Annotated in this window: 15 protein-coding genes and 2 riboswitches; of the genes, 9 read left to right on the top strand and 6 right to left on the bottom strand. The window is 43.3% G+C overall.

Annotation, left to right across the window (positions count from 1 at the left end; translation table 11 throughout):
- Nucleotides 1–63: 63 nt before the first annotated feature.
- Complete coding sequence (gene rtcR, locus IP510_RS06820) at nucleotides 64–1,782, bottom strand: RNA repair transcriptional activator RtcR (protein ID WP_194364013.1); 1,719 nt, start codon at nucleotides 1,780–1,782, stop codon at nucleotides 64–66.
- 296 nt (nucleotides 1,783–2,078) lie between these two features.
- Here rtcR and IP510_RS06815 point away from each other — a divergent pair, with 296 nt between their 5' ends.
- The 8 genes from IP510_RS06815 to IP510_RS06780 all read left to right on the top strand — a co-directional run bounded on the left by IP510_RS06815 (nucleotide 2,079) and on the right by IP510_RS06780 (nucleotide 9,970).
- On the top strand, nucleotides 2,079–3,311 hold the full coding sequence (locus tag IP510_RS06815) for an RtcB family protein (RefSeq protein ID WP_194364012.1): 1,233 nt from the start codon (nucleotides 2,079–2,081) through the stop codon (nucleotides 3,309–3,311).
- Nucleotides 3,312–3,331: 20 nt separating this feature from the next.
- Nucleotides 3,332–3,919, top strand: a complete 588-nt coding sequence (locus tag IP510_RS06810) for a hypothetical protein (RefSeq protein WP_194364011.1) — start codon at nucleotides 3,332–3,334, stop codon at nucleotides 3,917–3,919.
- 278 nt (nucleotides 3,920–4,197) lie between these two features.
- A complete protein-coding gene (locus IP510_RS06805) occupies nucleotides 4,198–4,560 on the top strand; it encodes a hypothetical protein (protein ID WP_194364010.1) in 363 nt (120 codons plus the stop codon).
- Nucleotides 4,561–4,581: 21 nt separating this feature from the next.
- Nucleotides 4,582–5,040, top strand: coding sequence for a DIP1984 family protein (locus IP510_RS06800; RefSeq protein ID WP_194364009.1), 459 nt, complete (start codon nucleotides 4,582–4,584; stop codon nucleotides 5,038–5,040).
- 473 nt (nucleotides 5,041–5,513) lie between these two features.
- A complete protein-coding gene (locus IP510_RS06795) occupies nucleotides 5,514–5,738 on the top strand; it encodes a hypothetical protein (RefSeq protein ID WP_194364008.1) in 225 nt (74 codons plus the stop codon).
- 182 nt (nucleotides 5,739–5,920) lie between these two features.
- A complete protein-coding gene (rtcA, locus tag IP510_RS06790; RefSeq protein ID WP_194364007.1) occupies nucleotides 5,921–7,045 on the top strand; it encodes an RNA 3'-terminal phosphate cyclase in 1,125 nt (374 codons plus the stop codon).
- Between the two features lie 204 nt (nucleotides 7,046–7,249).
- Nucleotides 7,250–9,064 (top strand): FMN-binding glutamate synthase family protein, encoded by a 1,815-nt coding sequence (locus IP510_RS06785; RefSeq protein WP_194364006.1) that lies wholly within the window; start codon nucleotides 7,250–7,252, stop codon nucleotides 9,062–9,064.
- A 93-nt stretch (nucleotides 9,065–9,157) separates the two neighbouring features.
- On the top strand, nucleotides 9,158–9,970 hold the full coding sequence (locus IP510_RS06780) for a phosphodiester glycosidase family protein (protein ID WP_194364005.1): 813 nt from the start codon (nucleotides 9,158–9,160) through the stop codon (nucleotides 9,968–9,970).
- 217 nt (nucleotides 9,971–10,187) lie between these two features.
- Here IP510_RS06780 and IP510_RS06775 read toward each other — a convergent pair whose 3' ends face one another.
- From IP510_RS06775 to IP510_RS06755, 5 genes are all read right to left on the bottom strand, one after another.
- Entirely contained in the window at nucleotides 10,188–11,384 is a 1,197-nt protein-coding gene (locus IP510_RS06775) for a globin domain-containing protein (protein WP_194364004.1), read from the bottom strand.
- A 364-nt stretch (nucleotides 11,385–11,748) separates the two neighbouring features.
- A complete protein-coding gene (locus tag IP510_RS06770) occupies nucleotides 11,749–12,972 on the bottom strand; it encodes a vWA domain-containing protein (RefSeq protein ID WP_194364003.1) in 1,224 nt (407 codons plus the stop codon).
- A gap of 105 nt (nucleotides 12,973–13,077) precedes the next feature.
- Nucleotides 13,078–13,941, bottom strand: a complete 864-nt coding sequence (locus IP510_RS06765; RefSeq protein WP_194364002.1) for an AAA family ATPase — start codon at nucleotides 13,939–13,941, stop codon at nucleotides 13,078–13,080.
- A 290-nt stretch (nucleotides 13,942–14,231) separates the two neighbouring features.
- Entirely contained in the window at nucleotides 14,232–14,831 is a 600-nt protein-coding gene (locus IP510_RS06760) for a hypothetical protein (RefSeq protein WP_194364001.1), read from the bottom strand.
- A gap of 378 nt (nucleotides 14,832–15,209) precedes the next feature.
- Nucleotides 15,210–15,530, bottom strand: coding sequence for a YcgL domain-containing protein (locus tag IP510_RS06755; protein WP_194364000.1), 321 nt, complete (start codon nucleotides 15,528–15,530; stop codon nucleotides 15,210–15,212).
- Nucleotides 15,531–15,777: 247 nt separating this feature from the next.
- Nucleotides 15,778–15,916: riboswitch (glycine riboswitch) on the top strand.
- A gap of 56 nt (nucleotides 15,917–15,972) precedes the next feature.
- Nucleotides 15,973–16,121, top strand: a riboswitch (glycine riboswitch).
- A gap of 168 nt (nucleotides 16,122–16,289) precedes the next feature.
- Here IP510_RS06755 and gcvT point away from each other — a divergent pair.
- Nucleotides 16,290–17,483, top strand: coding sequence for a glycine cleavage system aminomethyltransferase GcvT (gene gcvT, locus IP510_RS06750; RefSeq protein WP_194363999.1), 1,194 nt, complete (start codon nucleotides 16,290–16,292; stop codon nucleotides 17,481–17,483).
- The last annotated feature ends 24 nt before the right edge of the window (nucleotides 17,484–17,507 follow it).

Raw genomic sequence — 17,507 nt, 5'->3', positions numbered from 1 at the left:
ACCATAAAACTATAGTATAAGTATCTTGACTTAGTTGATGGGTTTTATCTTATGGAAGATACTTCATTTTAACTCATCAAACCTAAGCCCAAACTTTAGCAGATATTTACGCAATCTATCGCTATCGTTCGGGCTTTTTAGCTTATCGCGCGAATTCGCATATAGATAGCGGCCTGCTGCTGCTTGGTTTTTATGGTTAATACAAATCTCAATCACATACGCCAGTTGCACCGCATCAAACGGATCAATAGTTGTCAGCATATCTTCATCGAGATATTTTATTAAAATATAATGACTACCCTTCTCGATGGTTTCACTATCTAAAGTAGTATCGAGGCTGTTATTACTTAGGCTATTTTTATTCGCGTTATTGCCTTTACTATCACTACCTAACCTATTCAATCCATTTAAACGATCAGGCAATTCCCAAAGATGCGTTAAGCGCTCAATCTCCGCTTGTACATCATCATTGCGAATCACTTTACTCTCAGCCAGCGTGGTCAGACGAATCATACTGGCCGTCAAATCACGAAAGTTCCCTTGCCATGTCGCATCCGCACTCATCGCAAAAGCTTCATACAATTGCCTTGCTTCTGACGTAAATCGATATTGCTGCTGTTGCTCGCTACCCAAACGCGCCAATTCATAGTCGATATTGGCAGGTAAATCCTCTAGCCTATCTTTGAGTGATGGCAAAAAGAACGTCCATGTATTAAGACGCGCAAATAAATCTGCCCGAAACTCGCCATTAGCGACCGCTTGCCGCAAGTCTTTATTGGTGCCTGCCATTAGCTGAAACGACACGCTAATCGGCGTATCACTACCGAGCGGATAAAAGCGCTGCTCCTCCAGTGCGGTTAATAGCATCGCTTGCTCATCAAGCCCCAACTCACCGATTTCATCTAAGAATAATAAGCCACCATCGGCTGATTTTAGTAGCCCATCACGACTCGACGCAGCGCCCGTAAATGCGCCTTTGACATGACCGAATAATACACTCATGGCAGTGTCACCACGCAGCGTGGCGCAGTTTACCTCGACGAACGCATCAAGCGTGTTTTTGCCTTGCGTACTGCTAACTTTGGCTTTTTTGAGCGCGTAGATTTGGCCTGCTAATTGTGACTTGCCTGCCCCTGTTGCGCCCATCAGTAGTATGGGTGCGGTTGAGCGGGTGGCGACCTTTTCGATATCGGAGATGAGCTTTTGATAAGCGGCATTTTGGGTGATTAGATTAGCTTGCAAGGTTTGCCAATGTTGCTGTTTTTCTGCTTCAAAACGCTCGCGCAAGCCATCATAGCGCGAGACGTCCAAATCAATCACTTGATAGCGACCTTGCGGATCGGCTTGGTCAGGTCTTGGGCAAGGCGATGTCTGAATCAAATCTGCAGGAATAAAGCCCGCCTCTACCAATAAAAACCAGCAAATCTGCGCCACGTGCGTACCTGTGGTCAGATGCAGCAAGTAATCGGTATTGTCCTGAAAATCAAACCCTGCGGCAAAGTCATACAGCTCAGCATAAACGTCGGCAAAATCCCACGGACTGGTCAACGCCACATGATGACCAATAACGGTAGTGTTCGGACTAACTTGTGCCACGTCATCGACAATTATTTTAAACAGCCGTTTATCGCGCTTGCTATATAAGATATGCAGCTCATCAACGAGCAGCTCGTCATGCAGACCCAAACTGACGGTTGGTCGCCATCTTTGCCAACGCTTATCATTAAAGCCATTATCTAAAGTGGTGCCGAGGAAGCCGATGACGGCGGTTTTGTTAGACATAAGGTTCAATCATCCAAAATATTGGTGCGTGTACGAAAATTTAGTATGAGCATTATAGGATAAAAATATTAATATATAGAATAAATACTATACCAATAGAATATTTTATAAATTTATTTTTCAATGTTTTTACTAACCTACTTTAAATGTATAAAAATAATATTACTTAAATCATTAATATCAAATACTTACGATTAAATTTTGAGCATATTAAAAACTTGGCACGCCCTTAGCATTATATAAAGTAAGAATTGTCTTTCATAATAAACAAACTTTGGAATGCTAAGGAACATAACATGCAACCAACTACTCATAACATCATTCAAGACGGTGGAACGCCTATTAGACTTTGGACTAAGGGCGTGCCTGTTGATCCAAAAGCACACGATCAATTGATCAAAGCCTCAAAGATGCCGTTTGTATATAAATGGCTTGCGGTGATGCCCGATGTGCATGTTGGTATTGGCGCGACTATCGGTACGGTATTGCCAACCAAAGAAGCGATTATTCCGGCTGCCGTTGGCGTCGATATCGGCTGCGGGATGATGGCAGTGCAAACCACCCTAACCGCGAACGATTTGCCAGATAGCTTGCTCGGTCTGCGTACCGAACTGGAAAAAGCGATTCCACATGGTCGTAGTAAAACGCGTGGTCGCGGGTCACGCCGCGATATCGGCGCATGGGCAAACCCTGATGATACCGTAATGAACGGTTGGGGAACGCTGGTTGATGACTTTAACTATATAACCCAAAAGCACCCTAAGCTTAAAAACACCAACAACCTCAATCATTTGGGTACGCTGGGTACGGGAAACCATTTCGTCGAGGTGTGCCTTGATGAGACCAACCAAGTTTGGATCATGCTGCACTCAGGCTCACGCGGTGTGGGTAATGCCATCGGTCGCTACTTTATTGAGCTGGCACGTGAGGACATGCGCAAGTGGTTTATCAACTTGCCAGATAAAGATTTGGCCTACTTTGCCGAGGGTACAGAGCATTTCGATGATTATTGGTTTGCCGTTGGCTGGGCGCAGCGTTTTGCCTTTAAAAACCGCGAAATCATGATGGAAAAAGCCATCAAAGCGCTACGCCAAATCATACATAAGCCGTTTGATGCAGCCGTAAAAGCGGTGAACTGTCATCATAACTATGTAGAAAAAGAACAACATTACGGCGAAGAAGTATTTGTGACCCGTAAAGGCGCTGTCCGTGCCCGCGTTGGTGAATACGGCATTATTCCGGGGTCAATGGGTGCCAAATCATTCATCGTGCGCGGTAAAGGGAACGAAGAATCGTTTTGCTCTTGCTCGCATGGCGCAGGTCGTATCATGTCACGTACTGAAGCCAAAAAGGTATTTACGGTCGCCGATCAAATTGCGCAGACTGCGGGCGTAGAATGCCGAAAGGACGCGGATGTGATTGATGAGATTCCAGCGGCTTATAAAAATATTGATGACGTAATGCAAGCGCAAAGTGATTTGGTAGAAGTGGTACATACTTTGCGTCAGGTGGTGTGTGTGAAGGGTTAAACTTTTAAAAGGAGATTATTATGAAACAAACTATTAATCTATATGATTTGATCCACCAAATTCATGTTGAAAAAAAAGAGATTGTTTGGCACGGGCATCCTTTCAATACAGGAGAAGAGTCTACGATAGAAGGTTATTATAGAGGCCTCTGTGAAGAGATAAAAAGTCATACTCAAACTCTATTTCAACTAGAAGTAGATCATTATGGTTCAGGTTATGCCTCTTACTGTGATGCATGGTTTTACCAGCAGACTTCTGACTTTACTAGTGATCCTCTCGAAAGTCTTGAGAGCTATGAAGGGCTTATAATTCTATTTCATCGAATGCTACCTTACTATGTCTTTATGCAAGGTTCAAAGTCATGGCCTATTCATGACCCTTCAATGTGTTCTCATTATCTACCAAGCCGTAAAATGCTAGATAACTTGACCAATAGTGCGGTGAAGAATCTTGCTCAGAAAGTAGAAAAAATTTTGACTCGCAAAGGCTTAATTCGTTTGAATACACTTGCACTGACTACATCATTGGAAATAGCTGAAAAAATACCTTCTGTGCTGGTTGATAATTATCTCTCTTATTACGATGGGCTTTTTTATTGGGAAGATTAAAAGATTGGTAATAAGTGCCTCATTTAATTATTTTGAAATCAGCTTTTAAAATTGGAAGCAAACATCATGAAACATGCTCAAACTATAGAAATTATACGAAAACTTAAAGCAAAAAAGTCAAATTTGAACATGGGCTATCTGATGAAGAAGTTCAACAAATTGAAAGTAAATTCAATTTAAGGTTTCCTCCTGATTTACAATATTTTTTACAAAAAGAGCTGCCCATATCTAATGGTTTTGTTAACTGGCGACTAGGTTTACAGTCAAAAATTGAGGCCATGGATATTCGTAAAAGAATAGATTGGCCATTTAGTGGCATAGTGTTTGATATAGAACATAATGCATTCTGGATGGAAGAATGGGGTGAAAAGTCTAATGATCTTAATAAAAATATTATGGTCGCTAAAATTTATTATGAGACTTATCCTAAAATGATACCCATTTACTCGCACCGATACATTCCTAGTGAACTACATAAAACTGGTAACCCTGTCTTTTCTATTTATCAGACAGACATCATTTACTATGGATACGATTTAGCACACTATTTTTCTCATGAATTTCGTTTTGAATTGTCAGATAAATTTCCAATAATCGATACGCCAAATCATATTGATTTTTGGGGCGATATTGAATCCTGATTATAATAAGAGAGAACCAAAATGAAACTCGCAGAAGCCCTACTTATCCGTAGCGATATGCAAAAGAAGTTGGCTCAACTAAAGGGCCGTATTAACGCCAATATTAAAGTCCAAGAAGGCGATACGCCATCTGAGGACCCAAACGCATTGATGGTTGATGCCAGCCAAATCATCGCTGAGCTGTCAAACCTGATTGAACGCATTCACTGTACCAACGCGATTGCTAAGACGGATAACGGTCAATCGATGCTAACGCTGTTGGTAGAGCGCGATACCTTAGAGATGCGCCATAAACTATTGATCGATGCCATAGCTGCCACGCATACCGAAACAGACCGTTATAGCCATCGTGAGATTAAATATAATGTCATGGTGTCAGTGGTTGGTTTACAGAAGCAAGCGGACGATATTGCCATGAAACTGCGTCAAATCAATATTGTAATTCAGTCCAATAACTGGCAAATCGATTTAGCAGAATAGTTCCTTTTAAATCACTACTTTTAAATGACTACTTTTAAATGACTACTTTTATAGTGAAATAACTATAGAACACCCTTTTGGAACCGACTGGGCGAGTGTTAAGACCCCGCACTCCACAACAGGGGGTTGAACAAATACTGCAGTGGCTACTTGGCGTTGCGGGCAAACGTCTTTTTTACTATTCATGCCTCTACTCGTCACTTGTTACACCACACTATTTAGACCTTATCACCAGACACTGACAGTCGGTTTCAATCTTATTTTTAAAGCCATTGATCATAAGCCATGGAGAAATCTTGATTAAAACCCATCTTCCCGACGCATAATCATTATCTAAAAAGGGCGACTTTAATACCCCTAAACGAATATAGATACGGTAGACTAAGATGTGCGTGGTATGTGACCACGGCACAGATTTATAATGATTTTCACATTGAAGCATTTGATAATTACTTTTATATGAGGAAATACCGATGTTAAATATGAACGATATGTTAGGCGCTGTAACAGGCGGTGATAACGATGACAATGGCCTATCAGGCTTGATCGACAGCGCAAAAAACATCAGCAGCGAAGACATACAGAGATACCAAAGCATGTCAAAAGCTGAGCTATTAGATGAAATCAAAAACTCTGAGCACAGCGCAGCCGTCGTGACATTTATCAAAGAGTTATTAGCGAAAAAATTCAACAGCTAAACGTTGATATCTAAAGCTAAACTTTGATTGATTGATCAACAGGGCCTAAAAAATATGCGTCATACCATATTTTTTAGGCTCTTTTATTTGATAATAATTGATAGCAACTTAAGCACGCACGATAAAATAATCATATCCCGCTTTACAAAAAATTAAACTTTGAGAGTGTACCAATGAGCTTTATGCCCAACCAAAGCGCCAGTAATGCCAGTGCCCATACTACGAGCACCAAGCGCGCGACCCTAAAAATAGATGGCAGCACTGGCGAAGGTGGCGGACAAATCATTCGTACCGCTCTCTCATTATCGATGCTGACAGGCATACCCATCGAAATGACCAATATCCGCGCTGGGCGAGCCAAACCTGGGTTGATGCGTCAACACCTGATGTGCGTACAAGCCTCGCAGCAAATATCAAATGCCGCTGTGACAGGTGCAGCGTTGGGCAGCACATCGTTTCGCTTTGCCCCTAATGTTATCAAATCAGGTGACTATAACTTTAATATTGGTTCAGCTGGCAGTACCAGTCTTGTGTTACAAACGCTACTCCCTGCCCTGCTTTTTGCCAATACAGATCAAAACGTTCATTCAACCGTGAGTATAAAAGGCGGTACGCATAATCCATTAGCGCCAACCACGGACTTTTTGCAACACGCATTCGTCCCTGCTTTAACGAAATTAGGCATGAAAATTGATATTAAATGTGTGCAAGCAGGCTTTGCGCCCATTGGTGGCGGCGTGATTAAAGCAACCATTACACCGTTTATGCGCCGTGCTGATTCCAAGCCACTACACCTAACCGAACGTGGAGCGTTAACAAATATCGCATTAGTAGCCAGTGTCCTAAATTTGGAATATGACATTGGCAAACGCGAGATTGCCAGCGCTAAAGCCGTACTGCTTGAAAGCGGAGTAGATGGCGCACTTATTACCACCAAAGCCAATAAGCTGGACGGTATCGGTGAAGGCAATACGTGCTATGCACAGGTTACTCATGAATGTGGCGATCATCTGCATCACGAAATATTTACGCTGTTGGGTGAAAAACGCAGCTCAGCTGAGAAAATGGGCCATCGCTTAGCAGGTTTGGTCAAACGTTATCTCTTTAAAACCAATGCGCTGGTCGATGAGTACTTAACAGACCAGTTGTTGTTGCCACTGGCGTTATCTGGTGGTGGCGAATTTACGGCACGAATCATCAGCCAACATACCGAGACCCAAGCATGGCTGATTGAGCAGTTTTTGTCCGTTGACATTAAGTTTGAAACCATTGATGAGCAGAAAACTTTGGTGCGGGTGATTTGTTGAGAAAGCCATGGCATAAGCACACCTTACTCAATTCCCTCTAAGCCGTGATATCATAACCGTACAATATGCGCGTTAATTATAAGTTAAGATAAATATTATCTGTCGTCGACATCATACGTATGGATGCTTGAGACATATTCTTTTTATCTGTTATATATAATTACCGCGTTTTTTAATTTTCATGTTTTATTACCGAGCCTCGCTATGCCCCAATCTCGTACCAATCTGAATCCCGAACCTACCAACAATTCGCCTTATCTAACAGGTGTTTTATTACGCTACAGCACCTTTGCTGCCGCAATATTGCTGTTTTTAGCAGGGCTATTATTGCTGAACTGGTGGTTGATTCTCATTGGTGGATTTGGGGTTGGTTTGGGTATTTATGACTTGATTCAAACCAAGCATGCCATATTGAGCAACTATCCAGTTGCAGGTCACATCCGCTACGTGTTAGAGGACTTTCGTCCTGAGATTCGTCAATACTTGTTAGAGGATGACAAAGAACAAGTGCCATTCTCACGTCAGCAGCGAGCCCTTGTTTATCAGCGTGCTAAGAACGTCAGTGATACCAATGCCTTTGGGACGCTAGATAATTTATATACGCATGGCAAAGAATGGTTTTTGCAATCGGCCATCAGTGCGCCGCTAGAAAACAAAGATTTTCGTATCATGGTGGGCGGTGAGCGTTGCACACAGCCACATGATATGTCGGTATTTAATATCTCTGCCATGAGCTTTGGTAGCTTGTCTGCCAACGCTATTATGGCGCTGAATCAAGGCGCGAAAATAGGCGGGTTTACGCATGATACGGGCGAAGGTGCGATCAGCCCTCATCATCGAAAATTTGGCGGTGATTTAATTTGGGAGTTGGGTACGGGTTATTTCGGTTGCCGCGATGCCAATGGTGATTTTGATGCACAATCCTTTGCAGAAAAAGCCGTTGATCCACAAGTAAAAATGATCGAAATCAAACTATCGCAAGGCGCTAAGCCAGGTAAAGGCGGTGTCCTACCCTCTAGTAAAATCACCCAAGAGATTGCTGACACGCGTCAAGTACCACTTGGTCAAGACTGCATCTCACCCTCTTCGCATACTGCATTTAGTACCCCGCGTGAGCTCGTGGCGTTTTGGCAGCAGTTACGTGAACTATCTGGTGGCAAGCCTGTTGGTTTTAAACTTTGTATTGGTCAGCCGTGGCAGTTTATGGCGATTGTCAAAGCCATGATAGAGACGGATAACTATCCTGATTTTATCGTCATTGATGGTGCTGAGGGTGGTACTGGTGCCGCACCTGTCGAGTTTATGGATAATGTCGGCATGCCGATGGTTGATGGCTTTCTATTGGTTCATAACACTTTAGTCGGTGCAGGTATTCGTGACAAGGTTATGCTTGGCGTAAGTGGCAAAATCGTCTCTGGTTTTGATATTGCTCGTATGATTGCTTTGGGTGCAGACTGGTGTAACTCAGCACGTGGCTTTATGTTTGCGGTCGGTTGTATCCAGTCGCGCTCTTGTCATACCAACACTTGCCCAACAGGTGTCGCTACCCAAGATCCATATCGCCAAAAAGCGCTTGATGTCCCAAGTAAAGCCGAGCGCGTTGCCAGCTTCCATAAAAACACGCTAAAATCGCTTGCTAGCATCGTAGGCGCAGTTGGTTTACAGCATCCAAGTCAACTACAGCCTTATCACATCGCACGCCGCTTAGACGATGGACAAATCAAACTACTGTCGAAGTTCTTTTACTTTACAGATAGAGGCGCCTTACTTGATCAAAGTGCCCGGGCAGACGTGTTCAATCAGATGTGGGTGATGTCGACAGCGGATAGCTTCCTTGCCGATAATGATGCGCTGATTGCCTACAACAAAGACTCGCGAGATACAGGTAAACAAACCGAAGCGCCAACTTTAAAAGCAGGTGATCAAGCAACGGACGATAAAGTAAACAATAATACTACTGGTATCATGATCGGTAACGTCAATAATACATTCCGTGATTTTCCACCGACGAGTGACTAAAAAACAGTCCTCGAGAATGATTGATAAAGATGCGATTAAGCAGCAAGCAGTAGCAACCTTTAAATAACCTCTATGTTAAAAGACGCGTGATTAATGCCAAGTTCCCTTTTTACCTTAGCTCTATCAACGATAGTGCTTGTGCTAAGCCTTAGCGCTTGCCAGCAATCAAATACTGACACGGCTAGCAGCGATACAGACAGCTGGTCGTGCCAGTCTCAGAATATGCCATTTTCTTACAGTGCGTGCCGAATTACAGCGGAAGCATTGACTGATGAACGCTACGCATTAAAGTTATTTTGGCAGTCATCTGATAGTAGTCAGCCCATGCTTACCTTTGATGCGTTGTTGTCAACATTACCAACAGATAAGACACTCAACTTTGCGATGAATGCTGGGATGTACAATCAAAAATACGCACCGATTGGCTATACGGTTATCGAAGGTAAAGAGATCAAGTCATTAAATTTAAAAGAAGGTGGTGGCAATTTTCATCTGTTACCTAATGGGGTCATGTGGTGGGATAAAGCTGGCAAGGTACAGATTACGGAAAGTAATGCTTTGAGTGAGTTACTGTCAGAGGACAAAGCGCAGCCCTGGTATGCCACTCAATCAGGCCCTATGCTGGTCATTAATAATGAGATACATCCACAATTCAAACCTGATAGCACCTCACTCAAGATTCGTAATGGTGCAGGCGTGTGTGATGATGGCACGATACAGTTCGTCAATAGCGATGAACCAGTCACGTTTTATCAGTTTGCATCCCTATTTAGAGACAATTTAAACTGCCCGAATGCACTGTTTTTAGATGGTGGGATTGCGTCGGCATTATATGCGCCTAGCATCGATAAGCAGGATAAAAAAGAGATGGGCGTCATGATTGGTGTGGTTGAAAATAAAGAGTAATGTGCCCTGATACTATTTATTGTCAACTAAGATTAAAAAAGCACTTAGCATGATTATTTCACGCTAAGTGCTTTTTTATAAACGTTTATTTTTAATATTATAGTCAAAGAACTCTAAAATGGGTACAAGGTAGCCGACTGCAGATTATACAAGTAGTACATCTAAGGATAGGTAACGCCGTAGCGGTTTAGTAGTTCACCAACTATATGTTAAAAACTTAACCGCCCAAGCTCATTTTAGGGCCAAACGGTTCATAGTGAACGCTATCGACACCATGATCTAATCCCACTAACCCATCAATCATACTTTCCATAAATGGCATTGATCCGCATACATAGATATCAGCAGGCTTAGGCAATGTTTCAAGCCATGCAGCATCTAACAACTGTCCTGATTCAAAGTAAAAGATATGTTTTTCTACGCTCTCAGCCTTTGCGAGTAATGCCTCTACCTGATCAGAAAAAGCATGATGTGTGGCATTTTGGCACGCATAAACCCAGATAATAGGTCGTTTAGGATTGGCCAGTACCTGCGCCTCTAACATAGACAGCACAGGCGTAACCCCGACCCCAGCACTCATCAATACCAATGGAATTTCATTCTGCTGTACCAAATCTTGATTAAGCGCGAAGTCACCAGCTGGAGCCGACAATAAAACCGTGTCACCCACTTCTAATTGATCATGCATATAGTTAGAGACCAACCCATGATGCTCATTACGGTTATCACGTCGAACAGCAAACTGAATACCTGCATCGGTACTGGCAGAGTATAAAGAATAATGACGCAGCGCAATATGGTCGCTGTCTGCCGGATCTGTTTTCACCGTAATATACTGACCAGCGGTTAACTTCAATTTACTCAGGTCAATATCTTGATTACTATCTTCATTATCGTTCACTGGCACTACTGTAAAAGCTGCGATATCCGTAGCAGCCGCTACCTTTTCGATCACTTTAAAAGGCGCGAAACTTTTCCACATCGCCTCTTTATACATGCCATGTTCAATCTGAATAAATACCGAGGCGATCTCATCATAAGCTTCCTTCCAAGCGGTAATGATGTCGTCAGTGGCTGCCTCTCCTAGCACTTCTTTTATCGCACCGATCAAATGCTTACCTACGATAGGATAATGCTCAGGCAATATCTGTAACGCTCTATGTTTATGGCTAATCTGGGTCACTTGCGGCAATAGCGTAGCCAATTTATCTAAATGCTTAGCAGCGGCCAATACCGTCATAGCCAATGCCGTCTGCTGACGTCCCAATTTTTGATTGGTCTCATTAAAAATATCTAACAGCTCAGGATGCTCATTAAACATATTTTTATAAAATACAGTGGTAATCGCAACGCCATGTTGTTCAAGTACGGGCACAGTTGCGGTGACGATTTCTAATGTTTTTGATGAAGCCATGTTATTTCTCAGTGTGTGGTCGAATGGATATATTAAAAAACAGGAGATAAGAATCTTTAAGTAAACATCTTAAATAAGAACACCTATAAGATTCATTTTAAATGAATCTTATCATGTTTTACTCAGCATACCAATGCCGAATTGTCATACTGCTTATTTTTAAACAAAAAAAAGCAGCCATTATGTTGTCATAACGGCTGCTTTCATAAGGATTCAATCAGAACTAATAGATTTTATAAGTGATAGTCGATTCAATATAATTTGGATACACGGAAGGCGAGTGAAAGTACTACAAGTAGTAGACTAAACGAGACTGACACCATATCTAGTTTATAGAGGACTGACTATAGCATAAACGTCAAAACTATCGTGCCAAGTAACTGGTCATCTCTTCCACGCCATGCAAGGTCATCGGATACATCTTGTTATCCACGAGTTTTTTGATTTCAACGATGGTTTGAGTATATTGCCAATATGTAGGATTTTCCGGATTGAGCCAAGCGACTTTATCAAAATGATCCAGTACCCGTTTCAGCCATACGATACCCGCCTCGTTATTCATATACTCGACACTGCCGCCCACCGTCATCAACTCATATGGCGACATTGATGCATCACCCACAAATATAACTCGATACTCCCGCCCATACTTATTCAGCAGCTCATACGTTGGCATCGGTGCGCTATGACGACGGTTATTGTCTTTCCACACATAATCATAAAGACAGTTGTGAAAATAAAAGAACTCTAAGGTTTTAAACTCATTTTTTGCCGCAGAAAATAGTTTTTCAAGCGCTTCGACATGGACGTCCATACTACCGCCCACATCAAACAGCATCAGCACTTTCACACGGTTGCGGCGCTCCGCCTGCATATGTATATCGAGCACGCCTTTCTTCGCTGTACGCCTAATGGTCTCTTTGATATCAAGCTCATCAGCACTGCCAGTACGTGCAAACTGGCGTAGATTGCGTAGCGCCATCTGAATTTGACGCGTACCAAGCTGACTATCGTCGTCTAAATTGCGATACTTACGCTGCTCCCAGACTTTGGCAGCGCTGCGCTTACGTGACTCGCCACCGACCCGAACGCCTTCTGGATGATCGCCATAGGCACCAAATGGTGATGTGCCACCTGTGCCAACCCATTTGCTGCCACCTTGATGACGCTCCTTTTGCTCTTTCAGACGCTCTTCTAAAGCCTTCATCAGCTCCTCTAGCGAGCCATATTTTTTGAGTAGTCGACGCTGCTCTTCTGTTAAGTTTTTCGGATCAAGCTTTAAATCCAACCATTCCTTAGGCACGTCCGTCAGCTTAGCCAATAGCTCCTCCATATCCAAACTGTCGGCACCTTCGAAATAATCCGCCATCGCACGATCAAATTTATCAAAATGGCGCTCATCTTTGACCATACATAGCCGAATCAATCGATACATGTCTTCGCGACTGGCAAAGGTGGTCAGGCTTGGGTCTTCTGGGTGCGGCTGCATCATCAAACCCTGCTCAAGCGCAGCATTTAGATCAAGCAGCTCACGCGTACTGACTGGCACGCCGTAAGTACGCAAGGTATAAAACAGTTTAATAAACATAAGAGTCGCATCACTTATTGGCTGATTGGGTTATGACTGAGCCTAGTATTGATAGGCTCAAGCCATGATGACAAGGCAGTTGAGTTGCCCTCTAATGCTGACAGGCTAGCGACGCATCATATTGGCAAAGCGCTGCAATAGACTCACATCGGCCTCGTTTTTAAGCAGCGCACCATATAGTGGTGGAATAGACTTTTCACCACGCAGATTTTCTTCTAGCTCTTCTTGCGCCATATCGTCAGCGAGTAATAGCGTTAACCAATCGACCAATTCAGACGTTGATGGTGGCTTTTTAAGACCTTGAATATTACGCAGCTTATAAAAGATATCGAGTGCGTTATTGACCAGTTTTTCTTGGATATCAGGAAAATGCACCTCAATGATTTGACGCATGGTTTCTTCTTCTGGGAAGTCAATATAATGGAAGAAACAACGACGCAAAAATGCATCCGGCAACTCTTTTTCATTATTCGATGTAATGATCACCACTGGGCGCTGCGCTGCGGTGATGGTTTCGCCCGTTTCATACACATAAAACGACATTTTATCTAGCTCATGCAGCAGATCGTTTGGAAACTCGATATCTGCTTTGTCAATCTCATCAATCAATAGTACCGTACGCTCTTTACTGGTAAACGCATCCCATAGCTTACCTGGTTTGATATAGTTGGCAATGTCATAGACCTTATCATCGCCCAACTGCGAATCCCGCAGGCGTGACACTGCATCATATTCATACAGACCCTGCTCAGCCTTAGTCGTCGATTTGACGTGCCACGTGATGAGCGGCATACCTAAACTCTCGGCAACTTCTTCGGCCAGTAATGTCTTACCGGTGCCCGGCTCACCTTTGATCAGTAGCGGCTTTTGCAACGTAATAGCGGCATTGACTGCCAGTTGTAAATCATCTGTGGCAATATAGCTTTGTGTGCCAGTGAAGCTTTTTTTAGTCGTGTCAGTCGTACTCATAGTCAAATCTCAGTTATGGTTGAGTTATTGTTATAGATAAATAGGTCACAAACAGGCGAAGTAATCATCTAGAAATAGCTGGTTATCAAATTAGATTAGCACAGCCTGAGGCATTGCCAAAATACTCATGCGTTCGCCATTATTAACAAATGTTATGTATGGCGAACAACCCCCAGTTTTTTATATAGTGGATAAACCTTTCGACATAAAAAAAGACACGCATTGGTGTCTTTTTATTTGAGTATTAAGATCTATTAAGATAACGGTATTTTCTAAATACTTAGAATTTTTTACTGCTTGTTAGACATATCATTCTTAGGATTTTTGGCCAATGTACTTTCTTTTTTTAAGCTCACATTGGTTTCAGGCTGTTCGGTTACGCTAGCGCCTTCTGGTAAATAACTACCTGTCGTCATTTGCAACGTTGCTTGTGTATCTTCTGCGCTGCGGCTACGGGCTTTGTCTAAGCTAGAAGCAAATGCGCTACGTATCAGCTGCCATACAAACCCGACAAACAAGCCTGCGACCAATACCACCAAGATAGGCAACATACTGGCTATAGCGCCAGCATAGTCTTTCATCATAATGCCGTAAACCACGCTGATACTGGCTGGTGCCAGCTCACTTGGATCACCAAGCGCCGTACCGGGTGCCAATAACACTGCAAACAGAATCATCCAACTCATTCCGCCTAGCGGCTTGGGCAATACTCGAGCGACCAGCACCCATAAGACCAATACCAAAATAGCGCCGCCAAGATAAGCATACATTGGCAGATCGGCAGGTGGGACATCCTTTACCATTTGGCCCCACCAAATGGCAATCTCACCGAGAATGTCACTGATAGATTCTAACGGTAAGCTGTGTAAGATATTTTTTAACCAGTCCATGCGTATTTAATTACCTGCGTTTGTCATCGGTGACACGTTGTGTGCCAAGCGGCATAGGGTACGTTTTACAGCACTCAAATAAGACCGAATACATCATCGACGCGCACATGACGCACGTCTCTATATGGATTTCGTGACTGCCAGTTTATCATGACTCTATGCCTAAATGCATGTGACCAAATGTGTTATATAGTCAATCCTCTATAAAAGAAGGACAGCGTTAACCTCACTTGAAGTATCACCTATACATCTACACTCGGTTGCCTTGACTGTCTTTTAAACTGAATCAACTATAGCGTCTTTCTCAGTCTATCAACAACGCTCAAAACCAACTTGCCACACACCCTATATAAACCTAATGATTCGGCTATAGCGCTACTAGTCGTAAATATTATCTTGCGCTTCACGGGCGCGTAGCTCAGCTTGGCGGCGCATGACATCCTGCGGCGGCATCTGCACAAAGTAGCCTTGTGATTGTAGCTTGGCCAGTACCTCTTCCTTATTGACACGAGCAAGCGTAGCCGTTGTCGCCAAATCCAGATGCATGACAAACTTGCTACGACCTAAGCCTGCACGAAAGTCTTTTGGTAACACGCCAAGCCAGTCCTTGATCTCATCGGTATCATTAGGATAATCGGGACGAGCGATATAGACGTACATATCGTCATGTTTGGGAAACTTATAAATATCACAATGCATAAAAATCACCTATCAGAAACTATGGCCGTAGGTTAGCATATTTCACGCAAATACCAGTAGTCGCTTTGCGTTTTGCTATCGTAATTTTTGTCAAAAAATGCAGGTGACATGCTGATTAAGAGAGAAAATACTATTATAAAATACATCTTATTTAGCGGACTATCCTAGCAAAACGTTATTTTTGCCAAATTTATTTATTTTAATGGCGTTGATGACTTGTAAAAGCGCTTTGAACCTTTCATAATAAAAGCGTTTTTCAGGAGAGCGTTTGTAAGCATAGATTTTGTATTAAACCGCATTGGTCATACAAAAACATCAATTGCTACAAGCCACCGAAGGCGCATCCACCCTGCCAATCGCTCAGGTAAAAGGACTGAAAAACGCATGTCATTTTTGTTTGGTCGTATGATGCCTATAGCGCACTACATCTTCAAACATAAGGCATAACAAATCTGGAGAGTGGTAAGCACGGACGACGTCTTACCCACCGAAGGGGAGAAAATACGCTATCATCAGCTGTAGGGCTCATACAACTGCCCATTAATGATGATTCGTGTTGAAAATCTCAGGTCACAGGACAGATAGGGCTACTGCCCAAACCGACGTTTAGCGTCCGTTTGGCTCATGTCTTCATCTTTGTTTTCTGTGTCACCCTTTGATGTAATATTTGCACCTTGCAATATTGCTTCTCGCTACTTTTACGTTGCGCATCAAGGCCTACTCTACCGAGTACCACTGATGTACACATAAGGATTTGTTATGACTGATACCCATTCTCAAGACATCACTTCTCAAAACGAGCAAAGCCAAGCCCCTCAGCGCACCCCTTTTTACCAGTCTCACATTGATAGTGAGGGCAAGCTGGTCGACTTCTCTGGTTGGGAATTGCCGATTCATTACGGCTCACAAATCGAAGAGCACGAAGCCGTACGCACAGATGCGGGTATGTTTGATGTCTCACATATGGTTGTGACCGATATCAAAGGCGCTGATACCAAAGCATGGCTACAGAAACTGCTCGCCAACGATGTCAACAAACTCACCACACCTGGTAAAGCACTGTACTCTGGTATGCTCAATGAGCAAGGCGGTGTCATCGATGATTTGATCGTATATCTGACCAATGCTGATGAAACCGAATACCGCATCGTCTCTAACGCAGCCACTCGTGATAAAGACTTAACACAGTTTAACAAAGTCGCTGAAGGCTTTGATATTGAGATTACCGAGCGTCCTGAGCTTGCTATGCTTGCCGTGCAAGGTCCAAATGCTATTGCAAAACTGGCTCAAGCCAAACCAAGCTGGGCCGACACCTTGGCAGCACTTAAGCCTTTCGTTGGGGCTGACTTGACCGATATCGAAGGCACTGATTGGTTCGTGGCTCGTACTGGTTATACTGGTGAAGATGGTGTCGAAGTCATTATGCATGCCGATGATGCGCCTGCTTTCTTTGAGCAATTAAAAGAGAATGGCATCAAACCTGCTGGTCTTGGCGCACGTGATACCTTGCGTATGGAAGCGGGTATGAACCTGTATGGTCATGACATGGACGAAACCATCAGTCCTTATGAGTGCAACATGGGCTGGACGCTTGCACTTAAAGACGAGCGCGAGTTTGTCGGCCGCGAAGCCCTAGTCAGCAAACGTAAGCAGTCAAAAGATGACAACACGGCTATGAAGCAAGTGGGTCTGCTATTGACGACACGCGGCGTGTTACGTGAAGGCATGACGGTCACCATCAATCAAGGCACAGACAATGAACAAACTGGCATTATCACCAGTGGTACATTCTCTCCTAGCCTAAAAAACTCAATCGCGATTGCCCGTGTTCCTGCCAGCTTATCAGACGATGATAATGTACAGGTCGATCTACGCGGCAAAGGTAAATTCGTTGACGTACGCGTACTTAAGCTGCCTTTTGTCCGTAATGGCAAACAGCAGTTTGACTCGTAGGCACTATAAATTCTATTATTGGCT

Source organism: Psychrobacter sp. NG254 (assembly GCF_015277735.1).
Classification (GTDB): Bacteria; Pseudomonadota; Gammaproteobacteria; order Pseudomonadales; family Moraxellaceae; genus Psychrobacter.
Note: the sequence above shows the minus strand (reverse complement) of the source record. Positions and strands in the feature narration are given on the sequence as shown.